At 68.5% G+C, this 17633-nt stretch carries 13 protein-coding genes and 1 riboswitch; of the genes, 9 read left to right on the forward strand and 4 right to left on the reverse strand.

The annotated features are described in order from the left end of the window. Positions 1-125: 125 nt before the first annotated feature. The 3 genes from ACFW9O_RS07855 (at position 126) to ACFW9O_RS07865 (ending at position 1938) form a co-directional block, all read left to right on the forward strand. A complete protein-coding gene (locus ACFW9O_RS07855) occupies positions 126-335 on the forward strand; it encodes a DUF5326 family protein (RefSeq protein ID WP_351173493.1) in 210 nt (69 codons plus the stop codon). A gap of 293 nt (positions 336-628) precedes the next feature. Further along, positions 629-1399 carry a helix-turn-helix domain-containing protein gene (locus ACFW9O_RS07860; protein ID WP_351173490.1) on the forward strand — a complete coding sequence of 257 codons (771 nt, stop codon included), beginning with the start codon at positions 629-631 and terminating at the stop codon, positions 1397-1399. A 101-nt stretch (positions 1400-1500) separates the two neighbouring features. Next, positions 1501-1938, forward strand: a complete 438-nt coding sequence (locus ACFW9O_RS07865; RefSeq protein WP_329209020.1) for an SsgA family sporulation/cell division regulator — start codon at positions 1501-1503, stop codon at positions 1936-1938. 51 nt (positions 1939-1989) lie between these two features. Here the strand turns inward: ACFW9O_RS07865 and ACFW9O_RS07870 are convergent, their stop codons facing one another. Further along, positions 1990-3345, reverse strand: coding sequence for a YibE/F family protein (locus ACFW9O_RS07870; protein WP_384606278.1), 1356 nt, complete (start codon positions 3343-3345; stop codon positions 1990-1992). Between the two features lie 71 nt (positions 3346-3416). Next, a riboswitch (TPP riboswitch) is annotated at positions 3417-3550 on the forward strand. On the opposite strand from ACFW9O_RS07870, the gene thiC reads away from it, so the two are divergent. Together thiC and ACFW9O_RS07880 are read left to right on the forward strand one after the other, a co-directional pair. Beyond that, the gene (gene thiC / locus ACFW9O_RS07875; protein WP_351173484.1) at positions 3543-5372 is read left to right on the forward strand and encodes a phosphomethylpyrimidine synthase ThiC; all 1830 of its coding nucleotides are present in this window, start codon (positions 3543-3545) and stop codon (positions 5370-5372) included. (Overlaps the previous riboswitch by 8 nt.) A 315-nt stretch (positions 5373-5687) precedes the next feature. Continuing rightward, positions 5688-6044 (forward strand): DUF805 domain-containing protein, encoded by a 357-nt coding sequence (locus ACFW9O_RS07880; RefSeq protein ID WP_351173481.1) that lies wholly within the window; start codon positions 5688-5690, stop codon positions 6042-6044. Between the two features lie 192 nt (positions 6045-6236). Here the strand turns inward: ACFW9O_RS07880 and ACFW9O_RS07885 are convergent, their stop codons facing one another. The 3 genes from ACFW9O_RS07885 to ACFW9O_RS07895 form a co-directional block, all read right to left on the reverse strand. Beyond that, positions 6237-7073, reverse strand: coding sequence for a hypothetical protein (locus ACFW9O_RS07885; RefSeq protein ID WP_351174424.1), 837 nt, complete (start codon positions 7071-7073; stop codon positions 6237-6239). A 182-nt stretch (positions 7074-7255) separates the two neighbouring features. Beyond that, positions 7256-8311: a metallophosphoesterase gene (locus ACFW9O_RS07890; RefSeq protein ID WP_384606282.1), complete on the reverse strand. Its 1056-nt coding sequence runs from the start codon at positions 8309-8311 to the stop codon at positions 7256-7258. A 174-nt stretch (positions 8312-8485) separates the two neighbouring features. Then, positions 8486-9598 (reverse strand): LacI family DNA-binding transcriptional regulator, encoded by a 1113-nt coding sequence (locus tag ACFW9O_RS07895; RefSeq protein ID WP_384606285.1) that lies wholly within the window; start codon positions 9596-9598, stop codon positions 8486-8488. Positions 9599-10002: 404 nt separating this feature from the next. Between ACFW9O_RS07895 and hisC the strand changes: the two genes are divergently transcribed. The 4 genes from hisC to cydD all read left to right on the forward strand — a co-directional run bounded on the left by hisC (position 10003) and on the right by cydD (position 17600). Further along, positions 10003-11082 carry a histidinol-phosphate transaminase gene (hisC, locus tag ACFW9O_RS07900; protein WP_384606288.1) on the forward strand — a complete coding sequence of 360 codons (1080 nt, stop codon included), beginning with the start codon at positions 10003-10005 and terminating at the stop codon, positions 11080-11082. Between the two features lie 284 nt (positions 11083-11366). Then, complete coding sequence (locus ACFW9O_RS07905) at positions 11367-12875, forward strand: cytochrome ubiquinol oxidase subunit I (protein ID WP_384606291.1); 1509 nt, start codon at positions 11367-11369, stop codon at positions 12873-12875. An 18-nt stretch (positions 12876-12893) separates the two neighbouring features. Further along, a complete protein-coding gene (cydB, locus tag ACFW9O_RS07910; protein ID WP_384606293.1) occupies positions 12894-13895 on the forward strand; it encodes a cytochrome d ubiquinol oxidase subunit II in 1002 nt (333 codons plus the stop codon). Positions 13896-14036: 141 nt separating this feature from the next. Further along, positions 14037-17600 carry a thiol reductant ABC exporter subunit CydD gene (gene cydD / locus ACFW9O_RS07915; RefSeq protein ID WP_384606296.1) on the forward strand — a complete coding sequence of 1188 codons (3564 nt, stop codon included), beginning with the start codon at positions 14037-14039 and terminating at the stop codon, positions 17598-17600. The last annotated feature ends 33 nt before the right edge of the window (positions 17601-17633 follow it).

The following is a 17633-nucleotide window of genomic DNA, read 5'->3' on the forward strand; positions in this document are numbered from 1 at the left end:
CGGCGCCTCGGGGTTCCCTAGGGGATCGGTCAGGGGACTTCAAGGGCTCCCGGGCCCCCACCGGCCACCCCCACGCCTCTAGCATCGAAGCAGGAACTCACAGAGACGAGGTAAGGACGATGGCGGTGCGGGAGATTTTCGCGGGGATGCCCTGGTGGGTGAAGTGGGTCGCGGTGCCTCTCATCGCGATCGTCGTGTTCGGCGGCCTCATCGCCAGCGTGGTCGGCTTCGTGATCGGCCTGCTGTTCAAGGCGCTGGTGTTCGTCGTCCTGGTGGGCGGTCTGATCTTCGTCGTGCGGAAGTTCCTGGCGTCCTCCTCCCGCAGCGACTGGTAAGCGGGAACGCCGGGAGGTGCCGGGCAGTCGGGCGGAGCGTGAGGGATCGGAGCCGGGCCGCAGATACGGCGATTAGCCCAGCTGAGCTAAGTCCAGGATGAAACCTCACCCGTGACGGACGGTGCCGATACAGTGGCAGACCGCTGCCGTCGGCTGGGAAATGACTGCCCGTCACCGTCCTGATCAGTGGTTTGTGCGACCGCCCGGTCTCCGGACCCCCGGCTCGCGGCGGGCCCGTGGGGGCGGCCCCCGCGGGAGGGCTGAACGCCCGTCACCATGCCTGGGGGTGACCTTTGACCACGGCATCGAGTACCGCTGTCCCGACGTTGATCGGTTCGGTTCAGCGGGCGTTGAGACTGCTGGAGGCTGTGGGCACCCATCGGGAAGGGGCGCCGGCGAAGCAGCTCGCGCGGGAAGCAGGGCTTCCCCTTCCCACCGCCTACCACCTTTTGCGCACCCTCACCCACGAGGGCTACCTGCGCAGGGAGAACGGCGTCTTCCTGTTCGGTGCAGCTGCCGAACGCCTCGTCGGAGGCCGGGCGGCCGCACCTCGTCGCGGTGTGATCATCGAATCGCTCGCGCACTGGGCCGATGTCATCGGCGCACCCGTGTACTGCGCCGTCTACCGCGACGGGGAGATCGACCTCGTCGCGGTGGCTGATACGCCCGACTTTCCCGCCGTCGAGGAGTGGGCAGCCTTCCGTGAGACCGGCCATGCGCATGCTCTCGGTCAGTGTCTGTTGGGCCAGCTCGACGAGAGGGCGCGTGAGGATCATCTGGACCGTCACCCAGTGCAACCGCTGACGCGCTACTCCGTAAGGGATCGTCCGGCGTTTCTCGACCGGATGAGATCGATGAACCGCATGGAACCCGTCGTTGAACGGCAGGAATATGCGCTGGGAACGGTCTGTGCGGCCATCCCGATCACTGTGGGAACTGCCGTGGCGGCCATGGCCATTTCACTGCCCCTGGACCAAGAGGAACGGTTGCTCCCCGCAGTCGAACAACTACGCTGTGAAGTGACCAGTCTCTTGCGCTCGTTCGTGTTCTCTATCAGTATCTGAAAAATCACTCCTTGTGATCTGCTATCGCGTGCACCACGATGGCGTCAATAGGGCCATGGGGGATCATTCCTGGCCAGATTCATCTACTGCGGGGTTGAACGATGCGCGAGTCGGTTCAAGCAGAGGTCATGATGAGCTTCCTCGTCTCCGAGGAGCTTTCGTTCCGTATTCCGGTGGAGCTCCGGTACGAAGTGGGCGATCCGTACGCGATCCGGATGACCTTCCACCTGCCAGGTGACGCCCCCGTCACCTGGGCCTTCGGCCGTGAGCTGCTGCTCGACGGTCTCAACAACCCGAGCGGCGACGGCGATGTGCACATCGGCCCGACCGAGCCCGAGGGTCTCTCCGACGTACACATCCGGCTCCAGGTCGGCACGGATCGGGCGCTCTTCCGCGCCGGCACGGCGCCTCTTGTGGCATTTCTCGACCGGACGGACAAGCTGGTGCCACTGGGACAGGAGCACACGCTGGGTGACTTCGACGGCAACCTGGAAGAGGCGCTGGGCCGCATCCTCGCCAAGGAACAGAACGCCGGCTGAACAGGGATCACCCGCTGAACAGACAACACCGGTGCCCCGTACGCCCGGCGCTCACGCCTTGCGGCGTCGGCCCTTCCCGGTCCGTACGGGGGCAGGGGCTCCGGCTTCCGCGTCGAGCCCCGTGCGGTCCGCGGAGACCACCAGGGCCGCGAGCACCGTCGTCACCGGCACCGAGGCGACCAGCCCGATCGATCCGACCAGGGTCCGGACGATCTCCATCGCGACCAGTTCGCTGGTGGCCACCGTTCCCACGCTGCTCTGGGCGATCGAGAAGAGCAGCAGCAGGGGCAGCGCGGCGCCCGCGTAAGCGAGTACCAGCGTATTGACGACCGAGGCGATGTGGTCGCGCCCGATCCTGATGCCTGCCCGGTAGAGCCGCCGTACGCCCATCGTCGGATCTGCCTGGTGCAGCTCCCAGACCGCCGACGTCTGGGTGACGGTCACGTCGTCGAGCACACCGAGCGAACCGATGATCACACCGGCCAGCAGCAGGCCGCTCATGTCGATGTCCGGGAACAGCCCGTGGATCAGGCCGGTGTTGTCGTCGGTGTTGCCGCTCAGGCTCGCCCAGCCGATGAAGAGCGAGCCCAGCAGCCCGATCAGCAGCAGCGAGACGAGCGTGCCGATGACGGCCACGGATGTGCGCGCGGTCAGCCCGTGGCACATGTACAGGGCGATCAGCATGATGGCGCTGGCCCCGATCACCGCGACGACCAGCGGATTCGAACCCTGCAGGATCGCCGGGAGGATGAACAGCGTCAGCACGGCGAACGAGACCACGAGTGCGATCAGCGCCATCAGCCCGCGCAGCCTGCCCACCACGATCACCGCGAGGGCGAAGATCCCGGCCAGCAGGGCCATCGGGAACGTACGGGCCACGTCGGTCACCGAGTACTGCAGATCACGGGGCGCGTCGGGCGCGTACGCCACCACCACCCCTTGGCCTTCCCTCAGTTGCCTGGTCGCGTCGGGCTGGATGATCTCGACGAACGTACGGCCCTTGTCCTTGCCGGTCGTCACCTCGACCGTGGCCTTCTTGCACAGCCCCGACTGCTCGTTGACCGCCTCACGCCCCGAGGGTGTCGAGGTGTCGCCGGTCGGCGGCACCTGCGAGGCGTTCACGTCCGCGCAGTCCACCTTGGCGACCTCCACCACCTTGCCCTGCTGTGTCTGCCGGTCGAAACCGACCCCCGTGCGCTCGTGGGAGGGCGCGCCGCCCGGCCAGAAGGCCACGAGCCCGACCAGGACCGCGGCGGCGAACGGGATCAGCACCGCGGCGATGACCTTGCGCAGATGCTTGGACACGGGCGCGGCGGGGCCGTGGCTGTGGGTGTGGCCCGGTGCATGGCTCTGCGTGCTGCCGGACCGGGGGCCGTGCGGTTCGGGGGCGCTCGGGGAGGACGTCACCGGGCGATCATCCCAAGAACGGGAGAGGCCCTCTGGCCAGCACGCCAGGAGGGAGGCTAGCGTGGAGGCACCTTTGCACACGCGGGAGCTCGGAGCACCGGGCTGAGAGGGCGCTGACCTCCGTATATCCGTACGGGACACGCTGCGCCGACCGCCGAACCTGTTACCGGGTAATGCCGGCGTAGGGAGTAGGTCTCATGACCACAGCGGACGCACGCACGCCTGCCTCGAAGCAGAATGCGCAGAACACCCAGAATGCGCAGGATGTGGCGAACAGCGAGGCCGGGAAGTCCATCGGCTGGCACAAGGGGTACGTCCAGGGCTCGCGCCCGGACCTCCGGGTGCCGGTCCGTCAGGTGCACCTCACCAACGGCAAGGACGTGACGCTCTACGACACGTCGGGGCCGTACACCGATCCCGCCACCGAGACCGATGTCCGCCGGGGGCTCGCGCCCCTGCGGGAGAACTGGATCATCGCCCGCGGCGACACCGAGGAGTACGCGGGCCGCCCCGCACGTCCCGAGGACGACGGGCTCAAGCACACCGCGCCGCGCGGCGGCCTGCGCAACCTCGACGCGGTCTTCCCGGGCCGTCCCCGTCAGCCCCGCCGCAGCCGCGACGGGCAGCCGGTCACACAGCTCGCCTACGCCCGCCGCGGCGAGATCACTCCGGAGATGGAGTACGTCGCGATCCGGGAGAACGTGGCGCCCGAGGTGGTGCGCGAGGAGATCGCGGCGGGGCGGGCCGTGCTGCCGGCCAACGTCAACCACCCGGAGATCGAGCCGATGATCATCGGCAAGCGGTTCCTGGTGAAGGTCAACGCCAACATCGGCAACTCCGCGGTCACCTCGTCCATCGAGGAGGAGGTGGACAAGATGACCTGGGCGACCAAGTGGGGTGCCGACACGGTCATGGACCTGTCCACCGGCCGCAACATCCACACCACGCGCGAGTGGGTCCTGCGCAACTCCCCCGTGCCGATCGGCACCGTTCCGCTCTACCAGGCCCTGGAGAAGGTGGACGGCCGGGCCGAGGAGCTGACCTGGGAGATGTACAAGGACACCGTCATCGAGCAGGCCGAACAGGGCGTCGACTACATGACGGTGCACGCCGGTGTCCGGCTCCCGTACGTCCCGCTGACGGCACGCCGCAAGACCGGCATCGTCTCCCGCGGCGGTTCGATCATGGCGGCCTGGTGCCTCGCGCACCACAAGGAGTCGTTCCTCTACGAGCACTTCGAGGAGCTCTGCGAGATCCTCGCGGCCTACGACGTGACCTACTCGCTCGGTGACGGACTGCGCCCCGGCTCCATCGCCGACGCCAACGACGAGGCGCAGTTCGCCGAACTGCGCACGCTCGGTGAACTGAACTCCGTCGCCAAGCGGTTCGGCGTCCAGACGATGATCGAGGGCCCGGGCCATGTCCCGATGCACAAGATCAAGGAGAACATCGACCTCCAGCAGGAGATCTGCGAGGAGGCGCCGTTCTACACGCTCGGCCCGCTGACCACCGATGTCGCCCCGGCGTACGACCACATCACCTCGGGCATCGGTGCGGCGATGATCGCCTGGTGGGGGACGGCGATGCTCTGCTACGTCACGCCCAAGGAGCACCTGGGGCTGCCGAACAGGGACGACGTGAAGACCGGCGTCATCACGTACAAGATCGCCGCGCATGCTGCGGATCTCGCCAAGGGCCACCCCGGGGCGCAGGAGTGGGACGACGCGCTGTCGGACGCCCGGTTCGAATTCCGCTGGGAGGACCAGTTCAACCTGGCGCTCGACCCGGACACGGCACGGGAGTTCCACGACGAGACGCTGCCGGCCGAGCCGGCCAAGACGGCGCACTTCTGCTCGATGTGCGGTCCGAAGTTCTGTTCGATGAAGATCAGCAGGAGCATCACGGAGCAGTTCGCCCCCGACCTGCTCCCCTCCGCCTCGGAGGAGGAGATCGAGGCGGGGATGCTGGAGAAGTCCAAGGAGTTCGCCGCGAGCGGCAACAGGGTGTATCTGCCGCTGGCGGACTGATACCGGGGACGCAGAAAAGGCGGCGCTGTCCTGGGCGTTACGTGCCCGGGACGGTGCCGCCTGGCTGTTCATCAGATTGTCCGCATTGGGCACGAAGAGTATGAACAATGGCTGGTTTCACGTGATGGATCCTCTGATCTCCTGATTCCAGGGGCAGTTCGGAGACGGTAGGGACACGAAAACGTGGCAGGTCTATGTACGTTTCGGCAGGGGCATGCCCTGGCTTGACCACTTCCTTATCTGTGCCTTACCTTCCGCTGTGCTTGGCCGAAAAAGTGTGCGCCCCGACGGGGGGCGCCAGGGGAGGGAAACACAGTGAGCTGGTACCTGAACGTCCTCAAGAACTACGCGGGCTTCAGCGGTCGTGCGCGCCGCAAGGAGTACTGGATGTTCGCGCTCTTCAACGTGATCATCGCCGGAGTCCTGCTCGGTATCGGTGCCGCCATCGACACGCAGATCCCGTACATCATCTACATCCTCGCTGTGATCATCCCCTCGCTCGCCGTCGTCGTCCGCCGACTGCACGACACGGGCCGTTCCGGCTGGTGGTTCCTGATCTCGTTCGTCCCGCTCGTGGGCGGCATCATCCTGCTCGTCTTCATGTGCTCCGAGGGCACGCACGAGGCCAACGAGTACGGCGCGAACCCCAAGCTGGCTCCGCAGGGCGTCTGAGTCCGGCGGGTGCTCCGACCGGATCGGAGCACCACCGCACACTGAACACAGCAGAGGCCGGGTGCAGCGAACTGCACCCGGCCTCTGCTGTGCCGGAACGCGGCACGGCGACTCAGGTCCGGGCCCGGAAGGACCACTCCCGGGGAACGGGGCCCGGCAGGACCACTCCGACGTACGGGAACTCGGGCCGGATCACTCCGGCTGGTGTTCAGGCCCGCCGAAGTCGGGACTGGTGAAGTCGGGGCTGGTGAAGGACGGACGCGGTCCGGCCGAGGGGCCGTCCTGCGGGCCGGAGAAGTCCGGTCTGCTGTAGCCGATCTTCGGGATGCGGTTCGCCGAGCGGTGCGGGGTCCGTGAGGCCGGCCCCGCGGTCGGGTCGGCCAGGGCGTCCCGCAGGAAGGGCAGGATGCCCCGCTCCAGCAGTGCGTGGCGCCAGGCCTCCCTGGCGCGTGCCACGTCCTCGGGCAACTCCTGCTCGTCGTCCATGGCCGGCAGCGCGGTGGCTCCGTTCCGCAGCGCGGTGATGAGGAGTCCGATCGCGGCGACCAGGATGGCCGCGGCGGCGACCGCCGCGAAGAACCATCCGGCGGCGACCAGGGTGCCCCCGAACGCCAGGGCCGGGCTGACCGCCTTCAGGAGATAGCCGACCAGCAGGAATATGAGGGCGGCGGAGCCGGCGAGCACGGGGGCCAGTGCGGCGATGACAGCAAGGGTTCCCGCACCTGCCCCGTCCGGTTCGTCAGGGGGCGGTCCGAGGGCTGACCCGAAGGCGGTCTCCGGGGCCGACGCATCGGCCGGTCCGCGCAGTTCGCCGCGGACCTTCACGTAGTGCTCGTACTCGGTAGCGGCCGCTGCGGTGATCAGAGCGGTGGCGTTCAGCGCCATCGTCCGCAGCTGTTCCGCGTTGAGCCGGTCCCCCACACCGTCCAGATCCGGGCGTTCGTGAGCATGGCGCAGAGAGTCGGCAAGGATCCGCTCGTACTCGGGTCGGTCCTCGGCCAGCAGGTGCGGAGCGCTTTTCATGTGCATCCCCCGATGCTCCGTAGGGCCTGATCGACCGCCTGGGCCGGGCAATCGGGCGGAAACGGAGGAGAGCCTGCTACTGATACGCCGATGGTAGAGCGACCACGGCACGGGTTGACAGGGGGTTTCCGGAAATAGGCCCAGTCGTCGGCGTTGTCAGGTCGTGGGTGCGTCTTCCCCGACAGCCGTCAGTCATTCAGGGGAAGTTGGACAACCAGTAGCTTTCCGGCCATGGTCACTCCGCCATCCATGGCGATGGCAAGCCCGTCCGCGTACACGTGCGGACCGTCCACCACGGGGCGGGCGCTGTCTTCGCCGTCCTCGGATCCGACCTCGCCGAGCAGGTACGGGATGGGGCTGTGACCATGCACGACGCGCTGCCCGCCGTACGTAGACATCAGCTCGCGAACGGCCTGCGAACCGCCCTCGTCGCGGAAGGCGAACCGCTTGGTGAGCTTGCGGAAGAGGTCCCAGCACTCATCGGCGTCGTTGCGCGTGAGAATGGCGTGCACCGTGTCGTTGACGTCCTCGATGGTGGTGCCGTAGTCGAGGTAGGCCGTCGTGTCGGAGTGCATCAGCAGGTGCCCGTCCTCCTCGACGACCGCGTCGAGGCGGGCCATCCACTGCAGATGGACGTCCTGGAGCCGCTCCATGTCGGTCTTCTGGCCGCCGTTGAGCAGCCAGGCCGCCTGGAAGGTCGCCGTACCCGCACCGGAGTTCACCGGGGTGTCGCCGAACCTCTTGGCGCCGAGGAGAAGGAGCTCGTGATTGCCCATGAGGGCCTTGCAGTACCCGCCGGCCGCCGCGGCCTCGGCGGAGAGCCGCATGACGAGGTCGATCACGCCGATGCCGTCCGGTCCCCGGTCGGTGAAGTCGCCGAGGAACCACAGTCTGGCGTTGCCGGCGGACCACTGGCCCTCGGAGTCGACGAGGCCCTGCTCGCGGAGTGCGGCAAGGAGCTCGTCCAGGTAGCCGTGGACGTCGCCGACGACGTACAGGGGACCTCGTCCCGTGGCGGAGGCGGGCCGGGGCTGGGGAACGGCCTGCACCTGGACGGTGTCGCCGCGGTTGATCACGGGGAGATCGCGCGCGGTGGGCGTGTACCCCTCCGGCTCGTCGCCCATGACGGCGTTACCGGGATGCGGCAACGGCGAAGGCACAGGTGCCTGCGCATACGGCGGTACGCGGAAGTCACGCAACGTCGCTGTCCGCACCACGGGTTCCTGACCGGCCCCCTGAGTCATCGACCCCTCCACCACCGTCGCGCCGCCGTACACCTGACGGGCCCTGCCTGGTAGAGGTGGTCCGCGGTGTCGTGCGCCCATCATAGGAATGCGGATCGTGCTCTGGGACGCACCAGGGGTGGTGAATCCGAGTGCACGCATGGTTCGCCGACCGATTGGTACGGATTAATCCGATCAGTCCCCGGCGGGGGAGCGCGGAGGGCTGACCGTGGTGCGCGGCGGACGCCGCTGCGAGGAAGTCCGGACGATGAGTTCCGTCGGTATCACCTGCTCCAGCGGTCCGTCGTGCTCGACGCCCTCGATGGCGTCGATGAGGAGCTGGACGACAGCCGTGCCGATTCTGCGCGGCTTGAGCGAGAGCGTCGTGATGGGTGGATCGGTCGCCGCGTACACGGTGGACTCGCTGCAGCAGACCACCAGCAGGTCCTCGGGGACCCGCAAGCCGTAGCGGCGGGCGGCGGCGAGCAGATCGGTCCCGTTGGGGTCGAAGAGCCCGTAGACGGCGTCGGGCCGGTCCGGGCGGGCGAGGAGCCGGTCGGCCGCCACGGCGCCCGCGCAGGGGTCGTGGGCCGGATAGGACTCGTAGACCGGGTCCTGGCCCACCCGCTCGCACCAGTGGAGGTAGGCGGTGGTGGAGAGGCGGGTGTAGGTGTCGGTGGTGGTGCCGGTCAGCAGCCCGATGCGGCGGGCTCCGGCGGCGGCGAGGTGGTCGAGGAGGTCGAGAACGGCTGCCCGGTGATCGTTGTCGACCCAGGCGGTGACCGGCAGCGTGCCCGCCGGTCGGCCGTCGGACACGACGGGCAGGCCCTGCCGCACGAGTTCGGTGACCACCGGGTCCTGGTCGGAGGGGTCGATGACGACGGTGCCGTCCAGGGCGACGTTCGACCAGACGTCGTGGCGCGAGGTGGCGGGGAGGATGACCAGGGCGTAGCCGCGGGCGAGCGCCGCCGATGTGGCGGCCCTGGCCATCTCCGCGAAGTAGGCGAACTCGGTGAAGGTGAAGGGTTCGTCCCCGTATGTGGTCACGGTGAGGCCGATGAGCCCCGACCTGCCGGTACGGAGGGTGCGGGCCGCCGCGGACGGGCGGTAGCCCAGCCTCTCGGCGACCTCGCGGACATGTCGGCGGGTGGCGTCCGGGAGCCTGCCCTTGCCGTTGAGCGCGTCGGAGACGGTCGTGATGGAGACTCCGGCCGCGGCGGCCACGTCCCGGATCCCCGCCCGTCCCGGTCGGCCGCTGCGCCGGGGCGTCTCTGTCCGGCTCACCTGGTGCTTCCCTGCTGCTGTCATGGCGAGCCGATAGTAGGGCTCCGGCGGTGGGTTGGGCCGGTCGCATATGCGTACGTTGACAGGCACGTTTCTGCATGATCATGAGGCATTAAATACCTTGAAAATCAAGGGTGTTGCCGGGTTGGAGGCCAATGTGTCATGTGTCGGTGTGCATGGACCTGCTAATTGGTCCATGTCTCGAAGAGGTCTCAACTCACCTGTTCGAGTGATGCGCGCTACGGAGTGAGCCACGGGCGCGCGCCACGGAGTGCGGCGCTCCCCCCGGGGGACCCGTCGGGCCGCCGGGCATTGACGGTGCTTTCCGGCACAGCGGACGATTCTCCGGGTCCGGCCATTCGCAGGGACGTCGAATCCTCTTAAGGTGAGCAGTATTGATGTGTACGGATGGTCGAGGAGGACCTGCGGTGAGCGAGACGAGCCCCAAGCTGCGCGCCGAGCTGGACGGTGTGCCTGCCTATGTGCCGGGCAAGCCGGCGGCTGCCGACGGACCGGTTGCTTTCAAGCTGTCCTCCAACGAGAACCCGTATCCGCCGCTGCCGGGGGTCATGGAGTCCGCGCTCGGGGCTGCCGCGAACTTCAACCGGTACCCGGACATGGCCTGCACCGGCCTGATGAACGAGCTGGCCGACCGGTTCGGTGTGCCGGTCTCCCATCTGGCCACCGGTACCGGCTCGGTCGGGGTGGCGCAGCAGCTGCTCCAGGCCACTTCCGGCCCGGGTGACGAGGTCATCTACGCGTGGCGTTCCTTCGAGGCGTATCCGATCATCACCCAGGTCAGCGGCGCGACCTCGGTCAAGGTGCCGCTCACCGACGGCGAGGTGCACGATCTCGACGCGATGGCCGGAGCGATCACCGACCGCACCCGGATGATCTTCGTCTGCAACCCGAACAATCCGACCGGAACCGTGGTGCGCAGGGCGGAGCTGGAGCGCTTCCTGGACCGGGTTCCCGGCGATGTGCTGGTGGTGCTCGACGAGGCGTACAAGGAGTTCATCCGGGACGCCGACGTGCCGGACGGCATCGAGATCTACCGGGACAGGCCCAACGTGGCGGTGCTGCGGACCTTCTCCAAGGCGTACGGCCTGGCAGGTCTGCGGGTCGGTTTCGCGGTGGCGCACGAGCCGGTGGCGGCGGCGCTGCGCAAGACCGCCGTCCCCTTCGGGGTCAGCCAGGTCGCCCAGGACGCCGCGGTCGCCTCGCTGCGGGCCGAGGACGAACTGCTGGGCCGGGTCGGATCGCTGGTCGGCGAGCGCACCCGGGTGTACGAGAGCCTGGTGAAGCAGGGCTGGACCGTGCCCGAGTCCCAGGCCAACTTCGTCTGGCTCCGGCTCGGTGACCGTACGCTCGATTTCGCCGCGGCGTGCGAGCGGGCGGGCGTGATGGTCAGGCCGTTCGTGGGCGAGGGTGTGCGGGTCACGATCGGTGAGACCGAGGCCAACGACGTGTTCCTGAAGGTGGCGGAGTCGTACCACAAGGAGCGGTAGGAGGGCGGCTCGACCGCCTGCGTGCCGGTGGCCCCGGACCTCTGTCGACGAGGTCCGGGGCCACTGTGCTGCGCGCCGGGCGGACGCGGACGCGATGCCCGGTATCGGTGGCTCGGTCCGGTCGGCTCGAAACCACCCCCCGCGCGATGGGTTCGAAGATGTGTGCGCCATAATTGCTTGTGAATGTGAACGCGTTCACAAGCGCGCCCCGTTTCATCCCGTCATCGGTGGGATTGGCGGAGCGAGCTGCGGCTGTGATCACGGCGACGCAAGGAGAAGAGGACGTGAACCTAGCTCTGGCGCCAGAGACTCTGGCGCGATGGCAGTTCGGCATCACCACCGTCTACCACTTCCTGTTCGTCCCACTGACGATCTCCCTCGCCGCCCTCACGGCCGGCCTGCAGACCGCCTGGGTGCGCACGGACAACGAGAAGTACCTCAGGGCCACGAAGTTCTGGGGCAAGCTCTTCCTGATCAACATCGCCATGGGTGTGGTCACGGGCATCGTCCAGGAATTCCAGTTCGGCATGAACTGGTCCGACTACTCCCGGTTCGTCGGTGACGTCTTCGGTGCGCCGCTCGCCTTCGAGGCGCTGATCGCGTTCTTCTTCGAGTCCACGTTCATCGGGCTGTGGATCTTCGGCTGGGACAAACTGCCGAAGAAGATCCATCTCGCCTGCATCTGGATGGTCTCCATCGGAACGGTCCTCTCGACGTTCTTCATCCTGGCGGCCAACTCCTGGATGCAGCACCCGGTCGGCTACCGGATCAATGAGGAACGGGGCCGCGCCGAGCTCACGGACTTCTGGCAGGTGCTCACCCAGAACACCGCGCTCACCCAGTTCTTCCACACCATCACGGCGGCGTTCCTCGTCGGCGGCGCGTTCATGGTCGGCATCTCCGCCTTCCACCTCGCGCGCAAGAAGCACATCCGGGTGATGCGGACATCGCTGCGCCTCGGACTGGTCACGGTCGTGGTCGCGGGCATGCTCACCGCGGTCAGCGGTGACCTGCTCGGCAAGGTGATGTTCAAGCAGCAGCCGATGAAGATGGCCGCGGCGGAGGCCCTGTGGGAGGGGGAGCACGGCGCGCCCTTCTCGCTGTTCGCGGTGGGCGACGTCGCCGAGGGGCACAACACCGTAGAGGTCTCGATCCCCGGAATACTGTCCTTCCTCGCGGACGACAGCTTCACCTCGTACGTCCCGGGCATCAACGACATCAACAAGGCGGAGCAGGAGAAGTTCGGCCCGGGTGACTACCGGCCGAACATCCCCGTGGCCTTCTGGAGCTTCCGCTGGATGATCGGCTTCGGCATGGCGTCCTTCGGGCTCGGACTGCTGGGGCTGTGGCTGACGCGGAAGAAGTTCATGCTGCCCCCGGCCCTGCGGACCGGTGAGGACGAAGTGCCGAACCTGGTGCTCTTCAAGAACAAGGCGCTGAGCCCGAAGCTCACCCGGCTCTACTGGATCGTCGCCCTGTGGACCATGCTCTTCCCGCTGATCGCCAACTCCTGGGGCTGGATCTTCACGGAGATGGGCCGCCAGCCATGGGTGGTGTACGGCGTGTTCCAGACCCGCGATGCCGTCTCCCCCGGTGTCTCGCAGGGGGAAGTGCTCACCTCGATGATCGTCTTCACCGCGCTCTACGCGGTGCTCGCCGTGATCGAGGTCAGGCTCCTCCTGAAGTACGTCAAGGCCGGACCGCCGGAGCTCACGGAGGCCGACCTCAATCCGCCCACCAGGATCGGCGGCCACGACCACGACGCCGACAGGCCCATGGCCTTCTCCTACTGAGAGCAGCGGAGCTGAGAGATGGAACTCCACGACGTCTGGTTCGTGCTCATCGCCGTCCTCTGGACGGGGTACTTCTTCCTGGAGGGATTCGACTTCGGAATCGGCGTACTGACCAAGCTGCTCGCCCGTGACCGCAAGGAACGGCGCGTACTGATCAACACGATCGGGCCCGTCTGGGACGGGAACGAGGTGTGGCTGCTCAGCGCGGGCGGCGCGACCTTCGCCGCCTTCCCCGAGTGGTACGCCACGCTGTTCTCCGGTTTCTATCTGCCGCTGCTGCTCATCCTGGTCTGCCTGATCGTGCGCGGTGTGGCCTTCGAGTACCGGGCGAAGCGGCCGGAAGAACGCTGGCAGACCAACTGGGAGCACGCGATCTTCTGGACCTCCCTGATCCCGTCGGTGCTCTGGGGCGTGGCCTTCGGGAACATCGTCCGGGGCGTGAAGATCGACGCCGACATGGAGTACGTCGGCAACCTCTGGGACCTGCTCAATCCTTACGCGATTCTCGGCGGGCTGGTCACGCTGTCCCTCTTCACCTTCCACGGTGCCGTGTTCGCCGCGCTGAAGACCGTCGGGGACATCCGGGAGCGGGCGCGCAGGCTGGCGCTCGGACTGGGGCCGGCTGCCGCGGTACTGGCCCTGGGCTTCCTCGTCTGGACCCAGGCGGACAACGGCGACGGCTGGAGCCTGGGGGCGCTGATCATCGCCGTGGCCTCACTGGCCGGCGCGGTCGGAGCCATCGCCAGGGGGCGGGAGGGCTGGTCGTTCGCGCTCTCCGGACTGACCATCGCGGCCGCGGTCGCCATGCTCTTCCTGACGCTCTTCCCGAACGTCATGCCGTCCTCGCTGAACGACGCGTGGAGCCTGACGGTGACCAACGCCTCGTCGTCCCCGTACACACTCAAGATCATGACCTGGTGTGCCGCTGTCGCGACTCCGGTGGTGCTGCTGTACCAGGGCTGGACGTACTGGGTGTTCCGCAAGCGCATCGGCACGCAGCACATCGCCGATCCGCACTGAGGGGCGACAGACGGCAGACGGCGGGCGGCATTCGGCAGGTGAAGGCCGAGAACTCGGAGCCGACGGCCGAAAGGCACAGACGCTGCGTCAACAGGTGCTGCGTCGAACGACTGGCATGAGCTCACTGGGGAGCTGTTTCACGTGAAACCGATCGATCCGCGTCTGCTGCGGTACGCCCGTGCCACCCGTCTGTTCCTGGCGGCCGTGGTGGCACTCGGACTGGTCGGCGCAGCCCTGGTGATCGCGCAGGCCATGCTTGTCGCCGAAGTGGTGGTGGGCGGATTCGAGGACGGGCTGACCGTTTCCGGACTCCGCACACCGCTGCTGCTGCTTGCCGCGGTCGCGCTGGGCCGGGCGCTGGTGGCATGGCTGACCGAACTGGCCGCGCACCGGGCGAGCGCCGCGGTCAAGTCCGAACTGCGCGGCAGGCTCATGGAGCGGGCGGCAGCCCTGGGCCCGGACTGGCTGAGCGGTCGGCGCACCGGATCGCTGGTGGCTCTCGCCACCCGGGGTATCGACGCGCTCGACGACTACTTCTCGCGCTACCTCCCGCAGCTGGGACTCGCGGTCGTGGTGCCGCTGGCGGTTCTGGCACGGATCGTTACGGAGGACTGGGTCTCGGCCGCGATCATCGTGGTGACGCTGCCGCTCATCCCCCTGTTCATGATCCTCATCGGCTGGGCCACCCAGTCCCGCATGGACCGGCAGTGGCAGCTGCTGTCGCGGCTGTCCGGCCACTTCCTCGATGTCGTCGCGGGGCTGCCGACACTGAAGGTCTTCGGCCGTGCCAAGGCGCAGGCCGAATCGATTCGCGCCATCACCTCGCAGTACCGCGTGGCCACGCTGAAGACGCTGCGGATCGCCTTCCTGTCGTCCTTCGCGCTGGAGCTGCTGGCGACCCTCTCCGTGGCGCTGGTAGCCGTGACCGTCGGGATGCGCCTCGTCCACGGGGAACTCGACCTCTACACCGGGTTGGTGGTTCTCATCCTGGCGCCCGAGGCCTTTCTGCCGATGCGGCAAGTGGGTGCTCAGTACCACGCCGCAGCAGAGGGGCTTTCGGCCGCCGAGGAGATCTTCGCGGTGCTGGAGACCGAACTCCGGCCGGTGGGTGCCCAGGATGTCCCGCCCTCGCTGCGGCTGGAACTGGAGCAGGTGACCGTCCGGCACCGGGGCCGTACCGAACCCTCGCTGGATGCCGTGTCCCTGGTGGTGGAGCCGGGGGAGACCGTCGCCCTGGTCGGCCCCAGCGGGGTGGGTAAATCCACGCTCCTGAACCTGGTGCTGGGGTTCGCGGTGCCCGACGGGGGACGGGTGCGGGTCGGCGGAACCGACCTGTCCGAGCTCTCCCCCGAACGCTGGCGCGAACAGATCGCGTGGGTGCCGCAGCGCCCGCATCTCTTCGCCGGAACGATCGCGGAGAATGTACGGCTGGCGCGTCCGGGCGCCGACGACGACGCGGTCATGGCGGCACTGAGGGACGCGGGGGCGTACGACTTCGTGGCCGGCCTGCCGGACGGTGTGCGGACACTGCTGGGTGAGGACGGCGCCGGACTCTCCGCGGGTCAGCGCCAACGGCTCGCACTGGCACGGGCGTTCCTCGCCGACCGGCCGCTGCTGCTGCTCGACGAGCCGACCGCGAGCCTGGACGGCGAGACGGAAGCGGGCATAGTCGACGCGGTACGGAGGCTGGCGGCGGGGCGCACGGTACTGCTGGTCGTACACCGCCCCGCGCTGCTCTCGGTGGCGGACCGGGTGGTGGCGCTGGAGCCGCGGCAGGCCGGGGTGAGCACCGCACGTTCGGCGGTGGCGGACCCGAGCGGGCTGGACGGGGCCGACAGGCGTGATGACCTGGAGGCTCGGACTTCCGGTGAGCCGATGCCGGCGGGCGACCCCGGGCTGCTCAAGGACACCGCCCCGAGGACCGGCGGCCGGGTGCTGGCCAGGGTCAGGGAGGCTGCCGGTGCCCAGCACAGGAAGCTGGGGCTCGCGCTGCTGCTGGGCAGCCTCGCCGTGGGCTCGTCCGTCGGCCTCATGGCTGTCTCCGGCTGGCTGATCTCGCGTGCGTCGGAGCAGCCGCCGGTGCTCTATCTGATGGTCGCGGTCACCGCGACCAGGGCCTTCGGTATCGGCAGGGCCGTGTTCCGCTATGCCGAGCGGCTGGTGTCCCACGACGCGGTGCTCAGGATGCTCGCCGAGCTCAGGGTCGCCGTGTACCGAGGGCTCGAACGTGTCGCACCGGCCGGCCTGCGCACGACACGGCGCGGCGACCTGCTGTCCCGGCTGGTCTCCGATGTGGACGCGTTGCAGGACTACTGGCTGCGCTGGCTGCTGCCGGCGGGAACCGCGCTCGCGGTCGGCGCCGGGGCCGTCGGTTTCACCGGCTGGCTTCTCCCGGAGGCCGGCGCCGTTCTGGCCGTCGGCCTGCTCCTCGCGGGCGTGGGCGTGCCGCTGGTCAGCGGGGCCTGCGCCCGGCACGCGGAACGCCAACTGGCTCCGGCCCGGGCCGCGCTGGCCACTCGGATCACCGATCTCCTCGGTGGGACGGCGGAGCTGACCGTCGCCGGTGCGCTGCCCTCCCGCATGCGTCGGTTGCGCGCGGCCGACGGCGTACTCACCCGGATCGCCTCGCGCGCCGCGACCGCGACCGCGCTCGGCGGCGGACTCTCCGCGCTGATCTGCGGGCTCACCGTCGTCGGTGCCGCACTCGTCGCCGTTCCCGCGGTGTTCGACGGACGGCTGGCCGGCGTGGAGCTGGCCGTCGTCGTCCTCACCCCGCTGGCGGCGTTCGAGGCTGTGACGGGACTGCCGCTCGCCGTGCAGTACCGCCAGCGCGTCAAGCAGAGCGCCGAGCGGGTTCACGAAGTGCTCGACGCCCCTCTGCCGGTCCAGGAGCCCACCGCGCCGGCCGAGGCGCCGGCCTCGGTCTTCCCGCTCTCCGTCAGGGCGTTGTCGGCGCGCTACGAGGGAGCCGAAAGGGACGCCCTGCACGCAGTGGACCTGACGCTGCTTCCGGGAAAGAGGGTGGCTGTCGTGGGGCCGTCGGGCTCCGGGAAGACGACACTCGCCCAGGTTCTGCTCCGTTTCCTGGACGCACGGGAGGGGACGTACCGGCTCGGCGGCGTCGAGGCGGCCGCGCTGGACGGGGACACGGTCCGGACGTTCGTCGGGCTGTGTGCCCAGGATGCCCATGCCTTCGACAGTTCCATCCGGGAGAACCTCCGGCTCGCCCGCACCGGCGCCACGGACGGCGAACTGCGGGACGCACTCGCCCGGGCGCGGCTGCTGGACTGGGTCCGGTCGCTGCCGGACGGCCTCGACACCCTGGTGGGCGAACATGGTGCCCGGCTCTCCGGCGGCCAGCGGCAGCGGCTGGCGCTGGCACGTGCACTCCTTGCGGACTTCCCCGTTCTCGTCCTCGACGAGCCCGCCGAGCACCTCGATGTGGCCACGGCGGATGCGCTGACGGCCGATCTGCTGGACGCCACTCAGGGACGTACGACCGTGCTGATCACCCATCGGCTGGCGGGACTCGACGCGGTGGACGAGGTGTTGGTGCTGGACGGAGGCCGCGTGGTGCAGCAGGGGACGTACGCCGCGCTGGCCGCCCAGGACGGGCCGTTGCGCCGAATGCTGGATCGCGAGCAGGAGCCGGAACAGCTGAAAGAGACGCGGCGGGAGACGCTGCCCGTGGAGGTGCGGGTGTGACGGGTGGAGACGTCAGCCGACTTTCCGGACGAA

The sequence above is a fragment of the Streptomyces sp. NPDC059499 genome (assembly GCF_042749285.1).
Taxonomy (GTDB): Bacteria; Actinomycetota; Actinomycetes; order Streptomycetales; family Streptomycetaceae; genus Streptomyces.